Source organism: Microbacterium murale (genome assembly GCF_014635185.1).
GTDB lineage: Bacteria > Actinomycetota > Actinomycetes > Actinomycetales > Microbacteriaceae > Microbacterium > Microbacterium murale.
On the sequence record NZ_BMCM01000001.1, the window covers coordinates 860,676 to 876,003 of the forward strand.

Annotated in this window: 15 protein-coding genes; 5 read left to right on the forward strand and 10 right to left on the reverse strand. The window is 67.2% G+C overall.

Annotated features, from left to right (window positions below):
* Window positions 1-63: 63 nt before the first annotated feature.
* On the forward strand, window positions 64-699 hold the full coding sequence (locus tag IEV67_RS04160; RefSeq protein ID WP_188435288.1) for a TetR/AcrR family transcriptional regulator: 636 nt from the start codon (window positions 64-66) through the stop codon (window positions 697-699).
* A 13-nt stretch (window positions 700-712) separates the two neighbouring features.
* Here IEV67_RS04160 and IEV67_RS04165 read toward each other — a convergent pair whose 3' ends face one another.
* The 5 genes from IEV67_RS04165 to IEV67_RS04185 form a co-directional block, all read right to left on the reverse strand.
* A complete protein-coding gene (locus IEV67_RS04165; protein WP_188435289.1) occupies window positions 713-1,102 on the reverse strand; it encodes a DUF779 domain-containing protein in 390 nt (129 codons plus the stop codon).
* Window positions 1,103-1,194: 92 nt separating this feature from the next.
* Window positions 1,195-2,745, reverse strand: a complete 1,551-nt coding sequence (gene exaC, locus IEV67_RS04170) for an acetaldehyde dehydrogenase ExaC (RefSeq protein WP_229702713.1) — start codon at window positions 2,743-2,745, stop codon at window positions 1,195-1,197.
* 101 nt (window positions 2,746-2,846) lie between these two features.
* Window positions 2,847-4,175, reverse strand: coding sequence for a GAF domain-containing protein (locus tag IEV67_RS04175; protein WP_188435290.1), 1,329 nt, complete (start codon window positions 4,173-4,175; stop codon window positions 2,847-2,849).
* Window positions 4,176-4,306: 131 nt separating this feature from the next.
* Window positions 4,307-5,734, reverse strand: a complete 1,428-nt coding sequence (locus tag IEV67_RS04180; protein WP_188435291.1) for a CCA tRNA nucleotidyltransferase — start codon at window positions 5,732-5,734, stop codon at window positions 4,307-4,309.
* Between the two features lie 163 nt (window positions 5,735-5,897).
* On the reverse strand, window positions 5,898-6,557 hold the full coding sequence (locus tag IEV67_RS04185; RefSeq protein ID WP_188435292.1) for a TetR/AcrR family transcriptional regulator: 660 nt from the start codon (window positions 6,555-6,557) through the stop codon (window positions 5,898-5,900).
* 84 nt (window positions 6,558-6,641) lie between these two features.
* On the opposite strand from IEV67_RS04185, the gene IEV67_RS04190 reads away from it, so the two are divergent.
* Window positions 6,642-7,853: an FAD-dependent oxidoreductase gene (locus IEV67_RS04190; protein ID WP_229702714.1), complete on the forward strand. Its 1,212-nt coding sequence runs from the start codon at window positions 6,642-6,644 to the stop codon at window positions 7,851-7,853.
* Here the strand turns inward: IEV67_RS04190 and IEV67_RS04195 are convergent.
* Genes IEV67_RS04195 through IEV67_RS04205 form a run of 3 tightly spaced genes read right to left on the reverse strand, consistent with a single transcriptional unit; the run spans window position 7,840 to window position 10,759 of the window.
* Entirely contained in the window at window positions 7,840-8,124 is a 285-nt protein-coding gene (locus IEV67_RS04195) for a hypothetical protein (protein WP_188435294.1), read from the reverse strand. The two genes, IEV67_RS04190 and IEV67_RS04195, sit on opposite strands and share 14 nt — an antisense overlap.
* Before the next feature lie 25 nt (window positions 8,125-8,149).
* Entirely contained in the window at window positions 8,150-9,202 is a 1,053-nt protein-coding gene (locus tag IEV67_RS04200) for an LLM class flavin-dependent oxidoreductase (RefSeq protein ID WP_188435295.1), read from the reverse strand.
* Window positions 9,203-9,205: 3 nt separating this feature from the next.
* A complete protein-coding gene (locus tag IEV67_RS04205) occupies window positions 9,206-10,759 on the reverse strand; it encodes a class I SAM-dependent methyltransferase (RefSeq protein ID WP_188435296.1) in 1,554 nt (517 codons plus the stop codon).
* Window positions 10,760-10,858: 99 nt separating this feature from the next.
* On the opposite strand from IEV67_RS04205, the gene IEV67_RS04210 reads away from it, so the two are divergent.
* From IEV67_RS04210 to trxA, 3 genes are all read left to right on the forward strand, one after another.
* Complete coding sequence (locus tag IEV67_RS04210) at window positions 10,859-12,988, forward strand: DUF6049 family protein (protein ID WP_188435297.1); 2,130 nt, start codon at window positions 10,859-10,861, stop codon at window positions 12,986-12,988.
* Between the two features lie 56 nt (window positions 12,989-13,044).
* Window positions 13,045-14,016 (forward strand): thioredoxin-disulfide reductase, encoded by a 972-nt coding sequence (gene trxB, locus IEV67_RS04215; RefSeq protein ID WP_188435298.1) that lies wholly within the window; start codon window positions 13,045-13,047, stop codon window positions 14,014-14,016.
* A 63-nt stretch (window positions 14,017-14,079) separates the two neighbouring features.
* Entirely contained in the window at window positions 14,080-14,403 is a 324-nt protein-coding gene (gene trxA / locus IEV67_RS04220; protein ID WP_033105602.1) for a thioredoxin, read from the forward strand.
* 58 nt (window positions 14,404-14,461) lie between these two features.
* Here the strand turns inward: trxA and IEV67_RS04225 are convergent, their stop codons facing one another.
* Window positions 14,462-14,989, reverse strand: a complete 528-nt coding sequence (locus IEV67_RS04225; protein ID WP_188435299.1) for a GrpB family protein — start codon at window positions 14,987-14,989, stop codon at window positions 14,462-14,464.
* Complete coding sequence (locus IEV67_RS04230) at window positions 14,989-15,324, reverse strand: tryptophan synthase subunit alpha (protein ID WP_188435300.1); 336 nt, start codon at window positions 15,322-15,324, stop codon at window positions 14,989-14,991. Before IEV67_RS04230 ends, IEV67_RS04225 begins: the two co-directional genes overlap by 1 nt.
* Window positions 15,325-15,328 lie beyond the last annotated feature (4 nt).

Here is a 15,328-nt window from a genome sequence, read left to right on the forward strand (position 1 = left end):
GCGGGTTCTTTCCCTAAGATTGAATGTACCCCCGTAGTATTCATCACCCCGTAAGGAAAGTCAATGACGGATGCCGTTCCCCGCGCCTACCGATCCGAGCTGCGAGCACGGCAGGCCAAGGAGACGCGCGCGCGGATCGTCGCGGCATCCGCCGATCTGTTCGCCACGCGTGGCTATCAGGCCACCACGATCGCCGCCATCGCACGGGAGGCCGGCGTCTCTGCCGAGACGGTGAAGACGGCGGCGGCGAAGGCCGAGCTGCTGATCGCCGCATTCGAGGTGACCTTCTCCGGATCCGAAGCCGCGGAGTCGCTCGCCGATACCGAGGTCGCCGCCGGAGTCATGGAACTACCCGACGACGTCTTCCTCGACGCCGTGCTCGCTCAGATCACGACGGCCAACTCCCGTGGCCACGCGCTGTGGACCGTGCTTCTCGGCGCGGCATCCTCCGATCAGGTCGTCGACGAGGCACTGAAGAACATCCTCAAGCACCGCGCGGCCGACTACCGTCTACTGGTCTCGGAGCTCCTGCGCCGGGGCATCGCGAAAGAACTCACCGACCCGGATGCGACGGCCGACGTGCTCTCATTCCTGCTGTCGCCGGAGAGCTACCAGCAACTGGTCGTCCAATCCGGCTGGACGCCGGAGCGCTACGGCTCGTGGCTCCGGGCCGCTGTGCTCGCAGAGATCGCGAAGTAGGCGAGACCGCGGATCACGTCAGCCCGAAGTACTCCAGCTCCGCGTCGTTCAGCATCCGGGAGCGGATGAGGAACCGCATCCCGGTCGGACCCTCCACGCTGAATCCCGCGCCACGACCCGGCACGACGTCGATTGTCAGGTGCGTGTACTTCCAGTACTCGAACTGCGACTCGGACATGTACACCTCGATCGGAGCATCCATGCCCGCCTCGATCTCCCCGAGCAGCACGTCGCTCGGCCCGGTGATGAACATGCCGATCGGATAGCACATCGGTGATGAGCCGTCACAGCATCCGCCGGACTGATGGAACATCAGCGGACCGTGCTGCGCCGTGAGATCGCGAAGCAGGGATGCCGCGGCATCCGTCACGTCGACCCGCTGGTGGGTGCCGATGCTCACCATCTCGTCTTCCTCTCCATGGTTTTCGGGCGGGAACTGCCTCTGGAAGATGTCATGTGCTCCCGCAGCGCCCGCCCGAAATCTGTTCAGCAGGTTCAGAAGAAGCCCATCGGGCCCTCGGCGTACGACACGAGGAGGTTCTTCGTCTGCTGGTAGTGATCGAGCATCTTGAGGTGGTTCTCCCGCCCGATGCCGGACTGCTTGTATCCGCCGAACGCGGCGTGCGCCGGGTACTGGTGGTAGGTGTTCGTCCACACGCGACCTGCCTGAATGGCGCGGCCGGCGCGGTAGGCGGTGTCTCCGCTGCGGGTCCAGACACCGGATCCCAGTCCGTACAGGGTGTCGTTGGCGATGTCGATCGCATCGTCGTAGTCGTCGAAGCTCGTCACGGCGAGCACGGGTCCGAAGATCTCCTCCTGGAAGATGCGCATGTCGTTCGTGCCCTCGAAGACGGTCGGCGTGACGTAGAAGCCCTCGCTGAGATCGCCGCCGAGATCGGCGCGCTCTCCACCCGTGAGCAGCTTCGCTCCACCCTGCTTGCCGATGTCGATGTAGCTGAGGATCTTCTCCAGCTGATCGTTGGACGCCTGCGCGCCGATCATGGTGTTCAGATCGAGCGGGTTGCCCTGCACGATCTTGCCGACGCGGTCGAGGCCGTCGGCGAGGAAGCCGTCGTAGATCGAACGCTGGATGAGGGCGCGGGACGGGCACGTGCACACCTCGCCCTGATTCAGCGCGAACATCGCGAAGCCCTCGAGCGCCTTGTCGTAGAAGGGGTCGTCCGTCGACCGGGCGACATCCTCGAAGAAGACGTTGGGCGACTTGCCCCCGAGCTCCAGCGTGACTGGAATGAGGTTCTGCGAGGCATACTGCATGATCAGGCGGCCGGTCGTTGTCTCGCCGGTGAACGCGATCTTGCGGATCTTCTTGTGCTGCGCGAGGGGGGCGCCCGCCTCGATGCCGAAGCCGTTGACGATGTTGACGACGCCGGCCGGCAGCAGGTCGCCGATGATCTCGAACAGGAACAGGATGGATGCCGGAGTCTGCTCTGCCGGCTTCAAGACGATGCAGTTGCCTGCGGCGAGCGCCGGTGCGAGCTTCCACACCGCCATGAGGATCGGGAAGTTCCAGGGGATGATCTGCCCGACCACTCCCAGCGGCTCCTGGAAGTGGTACGCGACCGTGTTCTCGTCGAGCTGGCTGAGCGAGCCCTCCTGGCCGCGCAGCACGCCGGCGAAGTAGCGGAAGTGATCCACGGCGAGGGGGATGTCGGCGGCCAGGGTCTCACGAACCGGCTTGCCGTTCTCCCACGTCTCCGCGACCGCGATCTCCTCGAGATGCTGCTCCATGCGGTCGGCGATCTTGTTGAGCACGATGCTGCGTTCGGCGGGACTCGTCCTGCCCCATCCTGCGAACGCCTGCCATGCGACCTCGACGGCGCGATCGATGTCTTCCGCCGTCCCGCGGGCGACCTCGGTGAACGGCTTGCCGTTGATCGGGCTGACGTTCTCGAAGTACTGGCCCTTGACGGGTTCGACGAACTCGCCGCCGATGTAATGCCCGTACCGCGGGCGGTACTGCGCCACGGCGCCGTCGGTGCCAGGGGCTGCGTAGGCGGTGGATACGGTCTCTTCGACGATGGTCATGTGCGTCTCCTTCGACGGGCAGCAGCACTGCTGCGGGCTTTGCGTCGAAGGTATGCCGCGCCACGTTGCGCGCGGGTGCGCAGCGTTGCATCCGGTTGCGCTCAGTCGCCCTGGAGCTTCTCGATCCGACTCACGAGTCCTGTGCGGCGCGGCGAGCGCGCGGGGAGCATCTCGAGGCACAGCCGCAGCACCTCTTCATCCTCTGCACCCTCGGGGATGTCGGCGTAGGAGAGGAGCACGTCGATGCTGGCCTCCGTGAGCATCGCCTCGCGGAGCGCGGCACGGATGCCGTCGCGCATCTCCTCCACTCCCGGGGCAGTGGATTCCGGGAGCACCGGTCCTCGATATGAGCTCAGGGCGACGCGATGGGCACCGCGGTCGAGCAGCGACAGCACGTTGTGCGCATCGGTCTCCAAGGGCATGCCGAGTCGATACGGCCGCGATTCCGGCGCGAGTTCGGGCACGGAGCGTTGAAGGACCTTCCGCAGCCGCACCATCTCAGGACGCAGCGTGTCTGGCGACGCGCCCTCGCCGTACACGAGCTCGGCCAGGCGATCGGCCGACATGCCCTGTCGGTGGATCGCGAGCATGAGCAGGATCTCGGCGTGCCGCGCACTGAGCTCGACGACCGACTCGGAGTCGTCGGCGAAGATCTCCAGACGTGCACGATCTCTTCCGAGCACCCGCAGCATCGCCCTGGTCGGCACCGGTTTGCGCGCGGACCTGCGAGGCGACGGAGGCGCGATCGTGCTGCGGGCCCGCAGCCTGGCCACCAGCAGCTCTGACTCGACTGCCCTCGCCGTGGCATCCACCAGCAGTCGGGCCTGCGGCGTCGCGACCTCTGGGCCTCCCGTGACGTCGATCACGCCGAGGATCCTCTTCGTCTCCGGGTCGAGCACCGGCGCCGCCGTGCAGGACCAGGGATGCACGAGCCGGTTGTAGTGCTCCGCCTGATGGATCTGCACCGATTCGCCGAGCTGGAGGGCCGTACCCGGCGCAGACGTGCCGACCGCATCCTCTGACCAGTCGGCCCCGGCGACGAACCCCATCTCGCCACTGAGCACTCTCTTGTCCAGATCGCCCTCGACCCAGAGCAGACGGCCCGCATGATCTCCGACGGCAACGATCACGCCTGACGTCGCCGGGTCACCGGGCAGCAGCAGCCCGCGGATCATCGCCATCGCGTCGGCGAGCGGATGCTCGAGCCGATACCGTTCGAGCTCTTCCGCATCGAGTGCAAGAGGAGGAAGACCCTCGGCACCGACGCGCTGCCGCCAGGAACGCTCCCACGAATCACGCACCAGCGGACGCACGTGCTCGAGTCGTCGATCTCCGAGGTTCCCCGCCACGAGTTCCTCGTGCGCACGCTCGATGATCAGTCGCGATGCCTCGGCGGAGACGTCACGCGATGCTGACCATGGTGATGACACGGCTGTCCTGTCGTCGGTGACGGAGCGTGGTCCCAGTGTACGAGCATCCTGAACGGCGAGACCGAGTTTGCGGCACGAAACCGAGCGTCCTGCGGTCTGTCTCGTGCCGCAAACTCGGTCTCGTCGAAGCGTCAGCCCCGCGCAGCCCACCACTCGCGCAGGCGCTGCTCGGCGACCTCCGGGCCGAGCACGCCCTCATCGAGGCGCAGGTCGAGCAGGAACTTGTAGGCCTCGCCGATCTCGCGGCCGGGCCCGATGCCCAGGATCTTCTGGATCTGGTTGCCGTCGAGCTCTGGACGCATCGCGTCGAGCTGCTCCTGCTCGCGGAGGTCGGCGATGCGCTTCTCGAGGTCGTCGTAGGCACCGGCGAGGCGCGAGGCCTTGCGCTTGTTGCGGGTCGTGACATCCGCGCGGGTGAGGATGTGCAGACGGTCCAGCAGATCGCCGGCGTCGCGCACGTAGCGGCGCACCGCGGCATCCGTCCAGGTTCCCTCCGCATAGCCGAAGAAGCGCAGGTGCAGTTCGATCAGGGTGGAGACGGCATCGGTCGTGTCACCGTCGAAGCGCAGTGCCTGCAGGCGCTTGCGCGCCATGCGCGATCCGACCACGTCGTGATGGTGGAACGTGACCGCTCCGCCTGGTTCGAGCTTGCGGGTGCGAGGCTTGCCGATGTCGTGCAGCAGCGCGGCGATGCGCAGTGGCACATCCGGTGCAGCATCCGGATGCCGGGAATGCTCCAACTCGATCGCCTGGGTGAGCACGGTCAGTGAGTGCTCGTAGACGTCTTTGTGGTGGTGGTGCTCGTCGACCTCGAGGCGCAGCGCGCTGACCTCGGGCAGGAACTCCTCGATGAGCTCGGTGTCGACCAGTACCCGGATGCCGCGCGCAGGGTCGTCGGTCTGCATGAGGCGCACGAGCTCGCCCTGGATGCGCTCCGGGCTGACGATCTTCAGCGTCTCGCGCAGTCGACCGATCGCATCGAGCGTGTCCGCTTCGATCTCGAAACCGAGTTGTGCGCTGAAGCGGGCGGCACGCAGCATCCGGAGCGGGTCGTCGCCGAAACTCACGTTCGGGTCCGTGGGCGTGCGCAGGATGCCGGCGACCAGATCCTCCACGCCGCCGGTCGGGTCGATGAGTTTGACGGATGGAACCTGCAGCGCCATCGCGTTGACCCGGAAGTCACGGCGCACGAGGTCACCGTCGATCGTGTCGCCGAACTCGACGGTCGGCTTGCGAGTCACGCCGTCGTAGCTGTCGGCGCGGTAACTCGTGATCTCGACCTGCTCGCCGCGCACCTTGGCGCCGATGGTGCCGAAGGCGCGGCCGATGTCCCACTGCGTCGACGAGATCGGCGTGACGATCTCGAGGATCTCGTCGGGTGACGCGTTCGTCGTGAAGTCGAGATCGTTCACCTCTCGCCCGAGCAGCGCGTCGCGCACCGGACCGCCGACGACGGCGAGTTCGAACCCGGCGGCCTGGAAGGCACGCGCAACCTCGGCGACGACGGGACCCTCGGCGAGCGTGCGCAGGCGATCGAGCCCTTCGGCCATGTTCAGCATGGATTCCAGGTTACCGGGGTGCGCGCTCTCTGTTTCCGGTGCCGAATCCCAGACGCCTCGACCACCAGTCGGCGTGTCGGTACGGGATCGCCCTCCAACACGCCGTTGCGTCCACCGAGCGTCTGGTAACTGGAACGGGGCGGGATGTGGACCTGCTCCGGGATCAGGGGGCGAGCAGTCGGCGCAACACCAGAGCAGGAGCGGATGCCGCGACCGCAGCACGCTCGCCCGCGTCAGCAGCTTCCGCCGCCAATACCCACTCGTCAATGGCGCGCAGCACGGCGAACGTCACTTCGACCTGCAGCTCGAGGGGAAGATCATCGCGCACCTGTTCTGCTTCTCGACCCACACGGATCACGGCTTCAACCCAGGCGTGCACGGCATCCAGCAGCTCGCGGCGGGCGCCGCCGGACACGTCAGAAGACGCAGGATCACCGGAGGCAGAAGCGCCCGGCAGATAGAAGATCCGTCCGAGATGCTGCATCGCCGGGGTCGCGGACAACCTTGCGATCTCCTCCAGCAGCGCATCGACGCGTCGCCAGAACGCTCGCGCCCCGAACTCCGACGGCGCCGGCGGCGTCCACTGCGCGCGCACATCGGCGATCAGCATCCGCACCACCGCGTCGAACAGCTCATCCTTGGATCCGACGAAATGGTAGAACGAGCTCTTGCTCATGCCCGCCGCGCGGATGATGCGGTTCAGCGACGCGCCCTCGTATCCGGAACGCTCGAACTCCGCCACCGTCGCATCGGCGAGCGCTGCGCGACGCTCCGGGCTCAGTCGCGTCGGGTCGGCCTCGGCGCTGTCGCTGTGCATCGTCATGCCCATGATCATACTGGACCACCCGGTCCAGAGGGCGTAGTGTTTGGACCAGCTGGTCCACGCACAGCACAAGAGGAGAACATGATGATCGTCGAGACCGGCCTGCAGACGCAGATCGAATCCCAGCGAGACGATCGCCTGCGCATCCTCATCGCCGGCGCCGGAATCGCGGGCCTCACCCTCGCCGCCCTGCTGCGGAGGCAAGGGCTGCATCCCGTGCTGATCGAGCGGATGCCGCGGATGGACCATCCGGGCTACATGCTCGCGCTCATGCCGACTGTCGATCCCGCGCTCGAAGACATCGGCGTGCACGACGAGTACCTCGCCCGCAGCGCGCCGCTGAGCCGTTACGCGTTCCGCTCACACCGGGGCCGGACGCTGCGCTGCGATGATCTCGGCGCTCTGCTCGCGCTTCACGGGGACTACCAGGGCGTCGAGCGTGGCGCGCTCATCGACGTGCTGACGACGAACGACTGCCCGGTGACCTTCGGCACGACCCTCACCGGGTTCAACCATGGCGATGTCACGTTCAGCACCGGCGAGCGGGCCTCATTCGACCTGGTCGCCGTCGCCGACGGCATCCATTCCCGCACCCGCGACCTGCTCGACGTCGGTGACGTGTCGACCGTCGACACCGGCTGGGCCGGCTGGGTCACCTGGTCGGACGTGCTCGGCGACGATCCGGCGCTCGGCGAGGAGCTGTGGGGCGACGGCTTCTTCCTCGGCGCGTACCCCGTCAAGGATCGACTCGGAGTCTTCCTCGGCGGACCGGTCGCCGATCTCGAGGTCGGGCCGTCCGCATTCGTGGCGCGGGTTCGGGATGCGGCCCCGGAGTCAGGCGATCGCCTTCGAGCTGCGCTGGATGCCGTCGCAGCCGACCCTGATCCGTACCTGTGGCCGCTCACCGACGTCCGCGCAGAGCGGTGGGTCGTACCGGGCGCCGTACTGCTCGGGGACGCGGCATCGGGATTCCTGCCGACGGCGGGCATCGGCGCCGGCATGGCCATGGAGTCGGCGTGGATGCTGGGACGGATGCTGGCGCACGCCGACCGCACGAACGTCGCCGCCCTGCTCGCCGAGTGGGAGCGGGTGCAGAAACCGCGAGTCGAATCGGCACAGTCCAACTCGCGGATGCTGGCGCGCATGATGTTCCGCCGCGGCAAGGCGGTGGCGTGGCTGCGCGAGACGGCGATGCGGGTGCTTTCGGTGCGGTCGGCTCTGGGTCCGATCATCGACCTCGTCGCCGATCAGCCCGATCCGGACGCCGCCGCCCGGCGGGTGCTCAACGACCTGTGAGGTCGCGCATCTCCCTCGCGTGTCGACGGATCATCGACATCAGGCTCGTCGACATGACGAACGCGCCGACGGCGGCGATCCCGATGAGGATCCAGATGCCCTGTGTCGGGTCGATGAGCCCCAGCACGTAGACGGCGATGGCAGCAGCGGCGAGCGCGATGCCTTCGACCAGCGCGATCGTGACGAGGAGTCGTGTCTGACGCCGCTGATGCTGCCGCTTGAGCTCTTCGACGCGAGAGTCGTTCGAACTGCCGTTCAGCGAGTAGCTCATGCCCGAAGCGTAGCGGGGCGACGCCTCAGGCCGGGTCGCCCTGCACTGGTCCCTCGGTGTTCGGCTTCCATCCGAGCGCCCGTGCGACGTGGGTCGCGAACGACTCGAGCACGTGCAGGTTGTAGTCGACACCGAGCTGGTTCGGGATCGTGAGCATGAGCGTGTCGGCGGCCATCACGGCCTCGTCGGCGAGAAGCTGCTCGATCAGCACATCCGGCTCTGCCGCGTACGTCTTGCCGAACGTCGAGCGGAAACCGTCGATGATGCCGACCTGATCGCCGTTCTCCGCGCTGCGCAGGCCGAAATAGGCACGATCCATGTCGTTGACCAGCGGGAACACGCTGCGGCTGACCGAGACGCGCGGCGTACCGGTGTGACCGGCGGCCTTGTACCCCGCACGATACAGATCGATCTGCTCGCGCTGCAGCTCGTGGAACTGCGCGCCGGTCGCCTCGGTGAGAAGCGTCGAACTCATCATGTTGAGTCCCTTGCGACCGGTCTCCTCGGCCGTGGCACGTGAGCCCGAACCCCACCAGATGTGGTCGCGCAACGTCTCGGAACGCGGCTCGATCGCCAGGTATCGGCCCTCGCCGACCTGCTGCGGGTCGCCCTGCACGACGCCCGCGCCGTCGATCGCCTCGAGGAACAGGTCGAATTTGTCACGGGCGAGATCGGCACCGCGCGGGTCGTCCGATCCGACGTACCCGAACGCCTCGTAGCCGCGCAGCGCGGTCTCGGGTGAGCCACGGCTCACGCCGAGGGCGATACGACCGCGGGCGATGAGGTCGAGGGCCGCCGCTTCCTCGGCGAACTGCAGGGGGTTCTCGTAGCGCATGTCGATCACGCCGGTGCCGACCTCGATGCGCTCGGTCTTCGCCGCCATCGCGGCCAGCAGCGGCATGGGCGACGCCGCCTGACGGGCGAAGTGATGCACGCGCACGTATGCGCCGTTGACGCCCAGCTGGTCAGCACCGACGGTGAGGTCGATCGTCTGGTGCAGCATGTCGCCGGCGGTGCGCGTGCCTGAGCCGGGCACAGGTGCGTAGTGCCCGAACGAGAGGAATCCGAAAGCCTTCATGTTCTATGCAACCGAATGGATGCCGTCGGCATTCCCCGAATCGGCGACGAGGAACCCATCCAGCACGAGCCGGCGGATGCGGGGTTCGAGGTCGTTCCACAGATCGACGAGCGGCACGTCGAACAGATCGGCGAGCGCAGAGACGATCTGAGTGACGCTCAGCTCGCCGTCGCACGCTCCGACGAATCCGGCGAGCGCCGAGTCCACGGACACCGTGCGGCCGAAGCCGCCGCCCTGGCGCAACTCGATAACACTCGGATCGTCGTCGCCCGGCATGTAGTGGCGTGCCTCGGTCACATCCGGTGCGGTGACGAGAGTGTGCGGGATGCCGCCTGCCAGCGAGTCGTGCGCGTCGAGTCCCTCGCGCAGCGCCCGACCTGGTGCCGAGAGCGGCTGCGACACCGACTCGAAGCGGCGCAGGCGAGCGGGCTCCGCATCGGCAGGCCGACGCAGCAGCACGTAACCGAAGCCGATCGCGGTGACCTCGCGATCGGCGAAGTCGTCGAGCCAGGCCTCGAGCATCCGGCCGAAGGCGTCCTCACGTGGAGTCGTGCCGCCGTCGCGGATCCACAGTTCGGCGTAGCCGAGCGGGCTGAGTTCTTCGCGCTGGATCACCCAGGCGTCCAGCGCGGGGTCGACCCACGACTCGAGTCGGTCCAGACCCGCGGCAGCGGGGAGCGACTCCCAGTTGCCGAGCAGTTGGGCGATGCCACCGGGCGTGAGATGCGCTGGCGCATCGCGCACGAACTGCTCCACCAGCGCATCACCGATCAGCCCGCCATCGCGGTATTCGTAGGCCGTCACGCCCTCGATGCGCGGAGTGATGACGAACGGCGGATTCGAGACGATCAGGTCGAACGCCTCCCCCGCCACGGGCTCGAACATGCTGCCCTTCCGGAACGTCACGTTGCCCACGCCGTTCAGGCGCGCGTTGAGCTCGGCGAACGCGAGGGCCCTCGTCGAGATGTCGGTCGCGACGACTTCACCTGCGTGGCGGGAGACGAGAAGGGCCTGGATGCCGCATCCGGTGCCGAGGTCCAGCGCACGGCCGACCGGCACAGGGACGATCAGCTCGGCGAGCGTGCGCGACGCCCCGCCGACACCGAGCACGTGGTCTGCGGGCAGCGCGGTACCGAGGGCGAGCTCGTCGAGGTCGCTGGCGATCCACCACTCGCCGATGCCCTCGGCGTCCACGAACGACTGGGGACGGATCAGTGCCGCAGGCGTGAGATCCTCTTCATCCTCGGAGAACCGCGCCAATCCGAGACCGACCAACCCTTCGAACCCGAGGCGCGGCAGCGCGTGATCCACCAGTGTGATCGGCTGCGGCATCCCGAGCACGAGAAGACGACCGAGCGTCGCCAGCGCGCCCACATCCCGCGCGATCACGCGCAGCACGGGTTCGCGCACGCCGCGACCGAGCGCGTCGTCGGCCTCTTGACCCCACAGACGCCGAAGCGGCTCGGAACGGAAGTCGGCAGCATCCAGGTCGGCCGCCAACGCGGCGACGAGAGACGGATCGGGTGTGGGTGGGAGCGCGTCGGACACGGCCGTCACTCTACGCGCCTTCAGGGTTCCCCTACCCCACCCGCCTAGAATCGCAGGGTCACAACTCACGGGCTGACCCGCCGCGGTGCCCGAGGAAGACCAGAGACGTTGATCAGCCCCCGATTCAGCCGTCGTGCGCGCGCGCAGCGCCGTGCACGCGGTGCCGTCGTGTTCGCGCTGGCCGCCGCGCTCATCCTCGCGCCGCAGTTGACTGCCATGACACCTGCGGTCGCCGACGAAGACGCACCGGATGAGGGGATCGTCGAGCTCTCGCTTTCGGCGGGGGTCCACGGAGTCGCACAGCCGGGTTCCGCTCTGCTGACCACCGTCACGATCGACAACGGCACGCAGGAACAACTGGCGGCCGGTCAGGTCACGGTCGAATTGAGTCGCACTCCTCTCGCCGACGGCGCCGCACTCACCGCCTGGCTCGACTCCGGAGACGCACCGGGCGCATTCGCGTCGCTCGGCACCGAGGAATCCGAGGCGGTCGCGGCATCCGAGACGTCCGCGCTCTCCGTGGCGACGCCGGTCGGCGTGCTCGGCACTCTGCCGGCGGGTGTGTATCCGATCAGGGCCAGCCTCACCGCCGACTCCGATGCTCCCGCAGCACCGTCCACCGCGCAGAGTGTGCTCGTCATCCACGCCGATGCCGACGCTGCCGCGCAGGTCGCGGTGCTCGTGCCGATCACGGCGACGCCGGCGGACGGCGGGCTGCTCACCGCAGAGGAGCTCACGACACTGACCGCCCCGGACGGCGCGCTCACCGCACAGCTCGACGGCGTCGCGGGCACCTCTGCAGCTCTCGCGGTCGACCCGCTGATCCCCGCCGCAATCCGCGCACTCGGCACCGCCGCGCCGGCGAGCGCACTCGACTGGCTCACGCGGCTCGAGGCCCTCCCCAACGATCGCTTCGCACTGCAGGCCGGAGATGCGGATGCGACGACGCAGTCGCGTGCGGACCTCCCCGGGCTCCTGGCACCGCTGCCCCTCTCGTCGTACCTCGATCCGGAGAACTTCTCCACCGAGGCGACCCCGACACCGACACCGACGGCTCCGACCACGCCCACGCCATCGCCGACGCCGTCGGAGCCGGAACTGCCCACCGATTCAGAGCTGATGTCGATCGAGCGCGCGACGCCGGCCGTGCTCTGGCCGACGGCAGGGGTCGACACCGCAGATCTCGCGACGTTCAGCGAGTGGATGGCGACGGATGCGACGACGATCTTGCCGTCGACGGCGATCGCAGCATCCATAGGCGCTGCCGCCGACATCGACGGCAATCGTGTGCTCGTGACGGACGCGGCGGCCTCGGCCGCGCTTTCGGATGCCGCCGCCGAGACCGATGACAGCGCCCGCGAGCACGACATCGCCGCGGGGATCGCCCATCTCGCGCTCACCGGCCCTGCAGCGTCCATGCTCGTGGGCCTCGAGAGGAACGAGACACGCACGGCCGAAGCGCTGCGCGAGACCATCCTCGCTGTCTCGTCGATCGCCGACCCGACCGGCTTCGACGCCCTGCGTACGGGCTCGCCTCAGTCGGCGACCCTCCGGGTGTCCGAGACGGATGCATCAGCATCCGCCGACCGCGGCGCGCTGTTGAACACCCTTCTCGCCGATGAGTCGCGTCTGACGGCGTTCGCGACGATCCTCGAGGATCCGCTCGTGCTGCTGTCGCCCGAACGCCTTCAGATGCTGCGGGTGCTCGGCGTCCGCGACGCGGCGGCTTATACCGACGCGGTGTCCGCACACAGGATCGCGACGACGACCACGCTCGATTCCGTGGGCGTTCAGGAGCCCAGCGCCATCCAACTGTTCACGTCGGCGGCGCCGCTGCCGGTGTGGGTGCGCAACGATCTGCCCTGGCCCGTCACCGTGCAGCTGACAGCCACACCGTCCGACGCGCGACTCGATGTGCAGCCGTCCACTCCTGTCGAGGCCCTGCCTGCCAGCAACACACGCGTCAAGGTTCCCGTGGAAGCGCGCGTCGGCAGCGGCTCGCTCAGCGTCGACTTCGCCCTGTCCTCGCCGACCGGTGTGCGCATCGGCACCGATCAGACCGCGATGGTCACGGTGCGCGCCGAATGGGAGAGCATCGGTCTCGTCATCCTCGGCGGCGTGATCGCCCTGCTGCTCGCCCTCGGAATCGTTCGCACAGTGGTGCGTCGACGCAAGGATCGAGTGGATGCCGAAGACGAAGCCGACGACGGAAACCGCGCCCCAGCATCCGGGGAATGACTCGCGGTTAACATTGGTTGAAGCATCCGAGGCAAGAATTCTAAGACGGGGAGCACATGCGTCAGGTCATCATCATCGGTTCGGGTCCTGCAGGATTCACGGCCGCCATCTACGCGGCGCGCGCCAACCTGAAGCCGCTTCTCATCGCAAGCTCCGTCGAGGTCGGCGGCGAGTTGATGAACACGACTGAGGTCGAGAACTACCCCGGTTTCCCCGAGGGCATCCAGGGTCCGGAGCTCATGGCGAAGTTCCAGGAGCAGGCCGAGAAGTTCGGTACCGAGGTCGTCTACGACGACGTCACCTCCCTCGACCTGAACGGTCCCGTCAAGAGCGTCACGCTCGGCAGCGGTACGACGCACGAGGCCGCGACGATCATCTACTCGACCGGTTCGGCGTACCGCAAGCTCGGTATCGAGGGTGAAGAGCGCCTCTCCGGCTACGGCGTCTCGTGGTGCGCGACCTGCGACGGCTTCTTCTTCCGCGAGAAGAACATCGCCGTCGTAGGTGGCGGCGACTCGGCGATGGAGGAGGCGACCTTCCTCACCCGCTTCGCCACGAAGGTCTACGTCATCCACCGCAAGGACACGCTGCGCGCCTCGAAGATCATGCAGGAGCGTGCCTTCGCGAACGAGAAGATCGAGTTCATCTGGAACAGCGAGGTCGAGGAGATCACCGGCGGCGACAGCGTCAACGGTGTGAGGCTGCGCAACACGGTCGACGGCACGGTCAGCGAACTCGCCCTCGACGGACTTTTCGTCGCGATCGGCAACGACCCGCGCACCCACCTGGTGCACGACAAGCTCGACCTTACCCCTGAGGGCACGATCTGGGTCGATGGCCGCTCTTCGCGCACGTCGGTTCCCGGTGTCTTCGCTGCGGGTGACGTGATCGACCCGACCTACCGTCAGGCCATCACGGCTGCCGCAACCGGCACGATCGCCGCTCTCGACGCCGAGCACTTCCTCGCGGATTTTGACGACGCCTCCGTGGAGTTCCCCGCGGCGGAGGCGGCGGAGATCATCGCCTGACGGGAACACATTCCCTTCCCGCGCTGTTGTAGCGGGTGAAACTTCAATCCAAGGAGAAATCTGATGACTGCCAAGGTAACGAGCCAGGCGACCTGGGACCAGGATGTGCTGCAGGCCGAAGGCCCCGTACTCGTGGACTTCTGGGCCGAGTGGTGCGGGCCGTGTCGCATGGTCGCGCCGGTGCTCGACCAGATCCAGTCGGAGAACCCCGACAAGATCACGATCGTCAAGCTCAACGTCGACGAGAACCCCGAGCTCGCCATGAAGTACCAGATCACGTCGATCCCGGCGATGAAGGTCTTCCAGGGCGGCGAGGTCAAGACGACCATCATCGGTGCCAAGCCGAAGCCCGCGCTCGAGAAGGATCTCGCCGCATTCATCGGCTGATCAGCTTTTTCTCTGGCCCGTCCCTCCGTGTGGAGGGGCGGGCCTTTGTCTGTCCGGCCTATTTCTCGTAGACGGGGACCGACGGCATCCCGCGGTCCCGACGTGCGCGATCCACGATCTCCTGGATGACCGCCGTCTTGCCGGCGTTGTACGTTCCCCGCCCGTGCTGAGCATCGTTCGCGGCAGTGATCTTAGCGTCTTCGTACCGCCGCGCGTCTGCCGGATGCGCGATCAACCAGTCCCGCAGGATGCGCTGATTGACGGCATCCCATTCCTCGGCAGCGAAGAAGTGGGCGATTCGGGTACGCTCACCACCCTCCTCGAACACCATGACGGGATGTGTCCGTACACGGCTGCCGACGCGCCAACCAGCGCGAACCAGATGCGGCGCGTGCCGTTCGAACTCAGCCCTGTCTGTGACGCGGATGGCGACATCGATGATCGGCTTCGCGAGCATCCCCGGCACTGAGGTGGAGCCGATGTGCTCGATCGTCCAGTCCGGATCACCGATCTCACACAGTTCGGCGGCGATCGCCTCGAACCGACGTGGCCATTGCGGGTCGTATGGAACGAGGGCGAGCGGCATCAGGAGACGTCAGCGACCGTGGTGTCCCATTTGCGATGCCGCGTCTCCACACCCAGCAGACGCCACACCGCCGGGGTCAACTCCGGGTACTCCAGTGCGATCTGGCGCATCACACGGTAGTTGCGTGTCGCGTTGGGTCGCACACCGTCATTGGCGGCGATGTTGTCCGCTCGCAACAGGTACACGACGAGCTCGTCCACACTCGGCAGATCTTCCATGAAGTCCCACGGGTCTTCACCGCTCAGAAGGCGCTCCTGGATGAGCACAGCCAACTCATCCGCTGCCTCAGCCCTCAGTACTTCGAGGCTGGCACGACGCGGAACGGCTTCTGACATGGTT

Coding starts and splice junctions, on each gene's coding strand:
- IEV67_RS04225 (WP_188435299.1), bottom strand. CDS start 14,989: ATGCCGCTCGCCCTCGTTCCATACGACCCGCAATGGCCACGTCGGTTC.
- exaC (WP_229702713.1), bottom strand. CDS start 2,745: ATGACCATCGTCGAAGAGACCGTATCCACCGCCTACGCAGCCCCTGGC.
- IEV67_RS04180 (WP_188435291.1), bottom strand. CDS start 5,734: ATGCTGAACATGGCCGAAGGGCTCGATCGCCTGCGCACGCTCGCCGAG.
- IEV67_RS04160 (WP_188435288.1), top strand. CDS start 64: ATGACGGATGCCGTTCCCCGCGCCTACCGATCCGAGCTGCGAGCACGG.
- IEV67_RS04185 (WP_188435292.1), bottom strand. CDS start 6,557: ATGACGATGCACAGCGACAGCGCCGAGGCCGACCCGACGCGACTGAGC.
- IEV67_RS04200 (WP_188435295.1), bottom strand. CDS start 9,202: ATGAAGGCTTTCGGATTCCTCTCGTTCGGGCACTACGCACCTGTGCCC.
- IEV67_RS04190 (WP_229702714.1), top strand. CDS start 6,642: ATGATCGTCGAGACCGGCCTGCAGACGCAGATCGAATCCCAGCGAGAC.
- IEV67_RS04230 (WP_188435300.1), bottom strand. CDS start 15,324: ATGTCAGAAGCCGTTCCGCGTCGTGCCAGCCTCGAAGTACTGAGGGCT.
- trxB (WP_188435298.1), top strand. CDS start 13,045: ATGCGTCAGGTCATCATCATCGGTTCGGGTCCTGCAGGATTCACGGCC.
- IEV67_RS04195 (WP_188435294.1), bottom strand. CDS start 8,124: ATGAGCTACTCGCTGAACGGCAGTTCGAACGACTCTCGCGTCGAAGAG.
- trxA (WP_033105602.1), top strand. CDS start 14,080: ATGACTGCCAAGGTAACGAGCCAGGCGACCTGGGACCAGGATGTGCTG.
- IEV67_RS04165 (WP_188435289.1), bottom strand. CDS start 1,102: ATGGTGAGCATCGGCACCCACCAGCGGGTCGACGTGACGGATGCCGCG.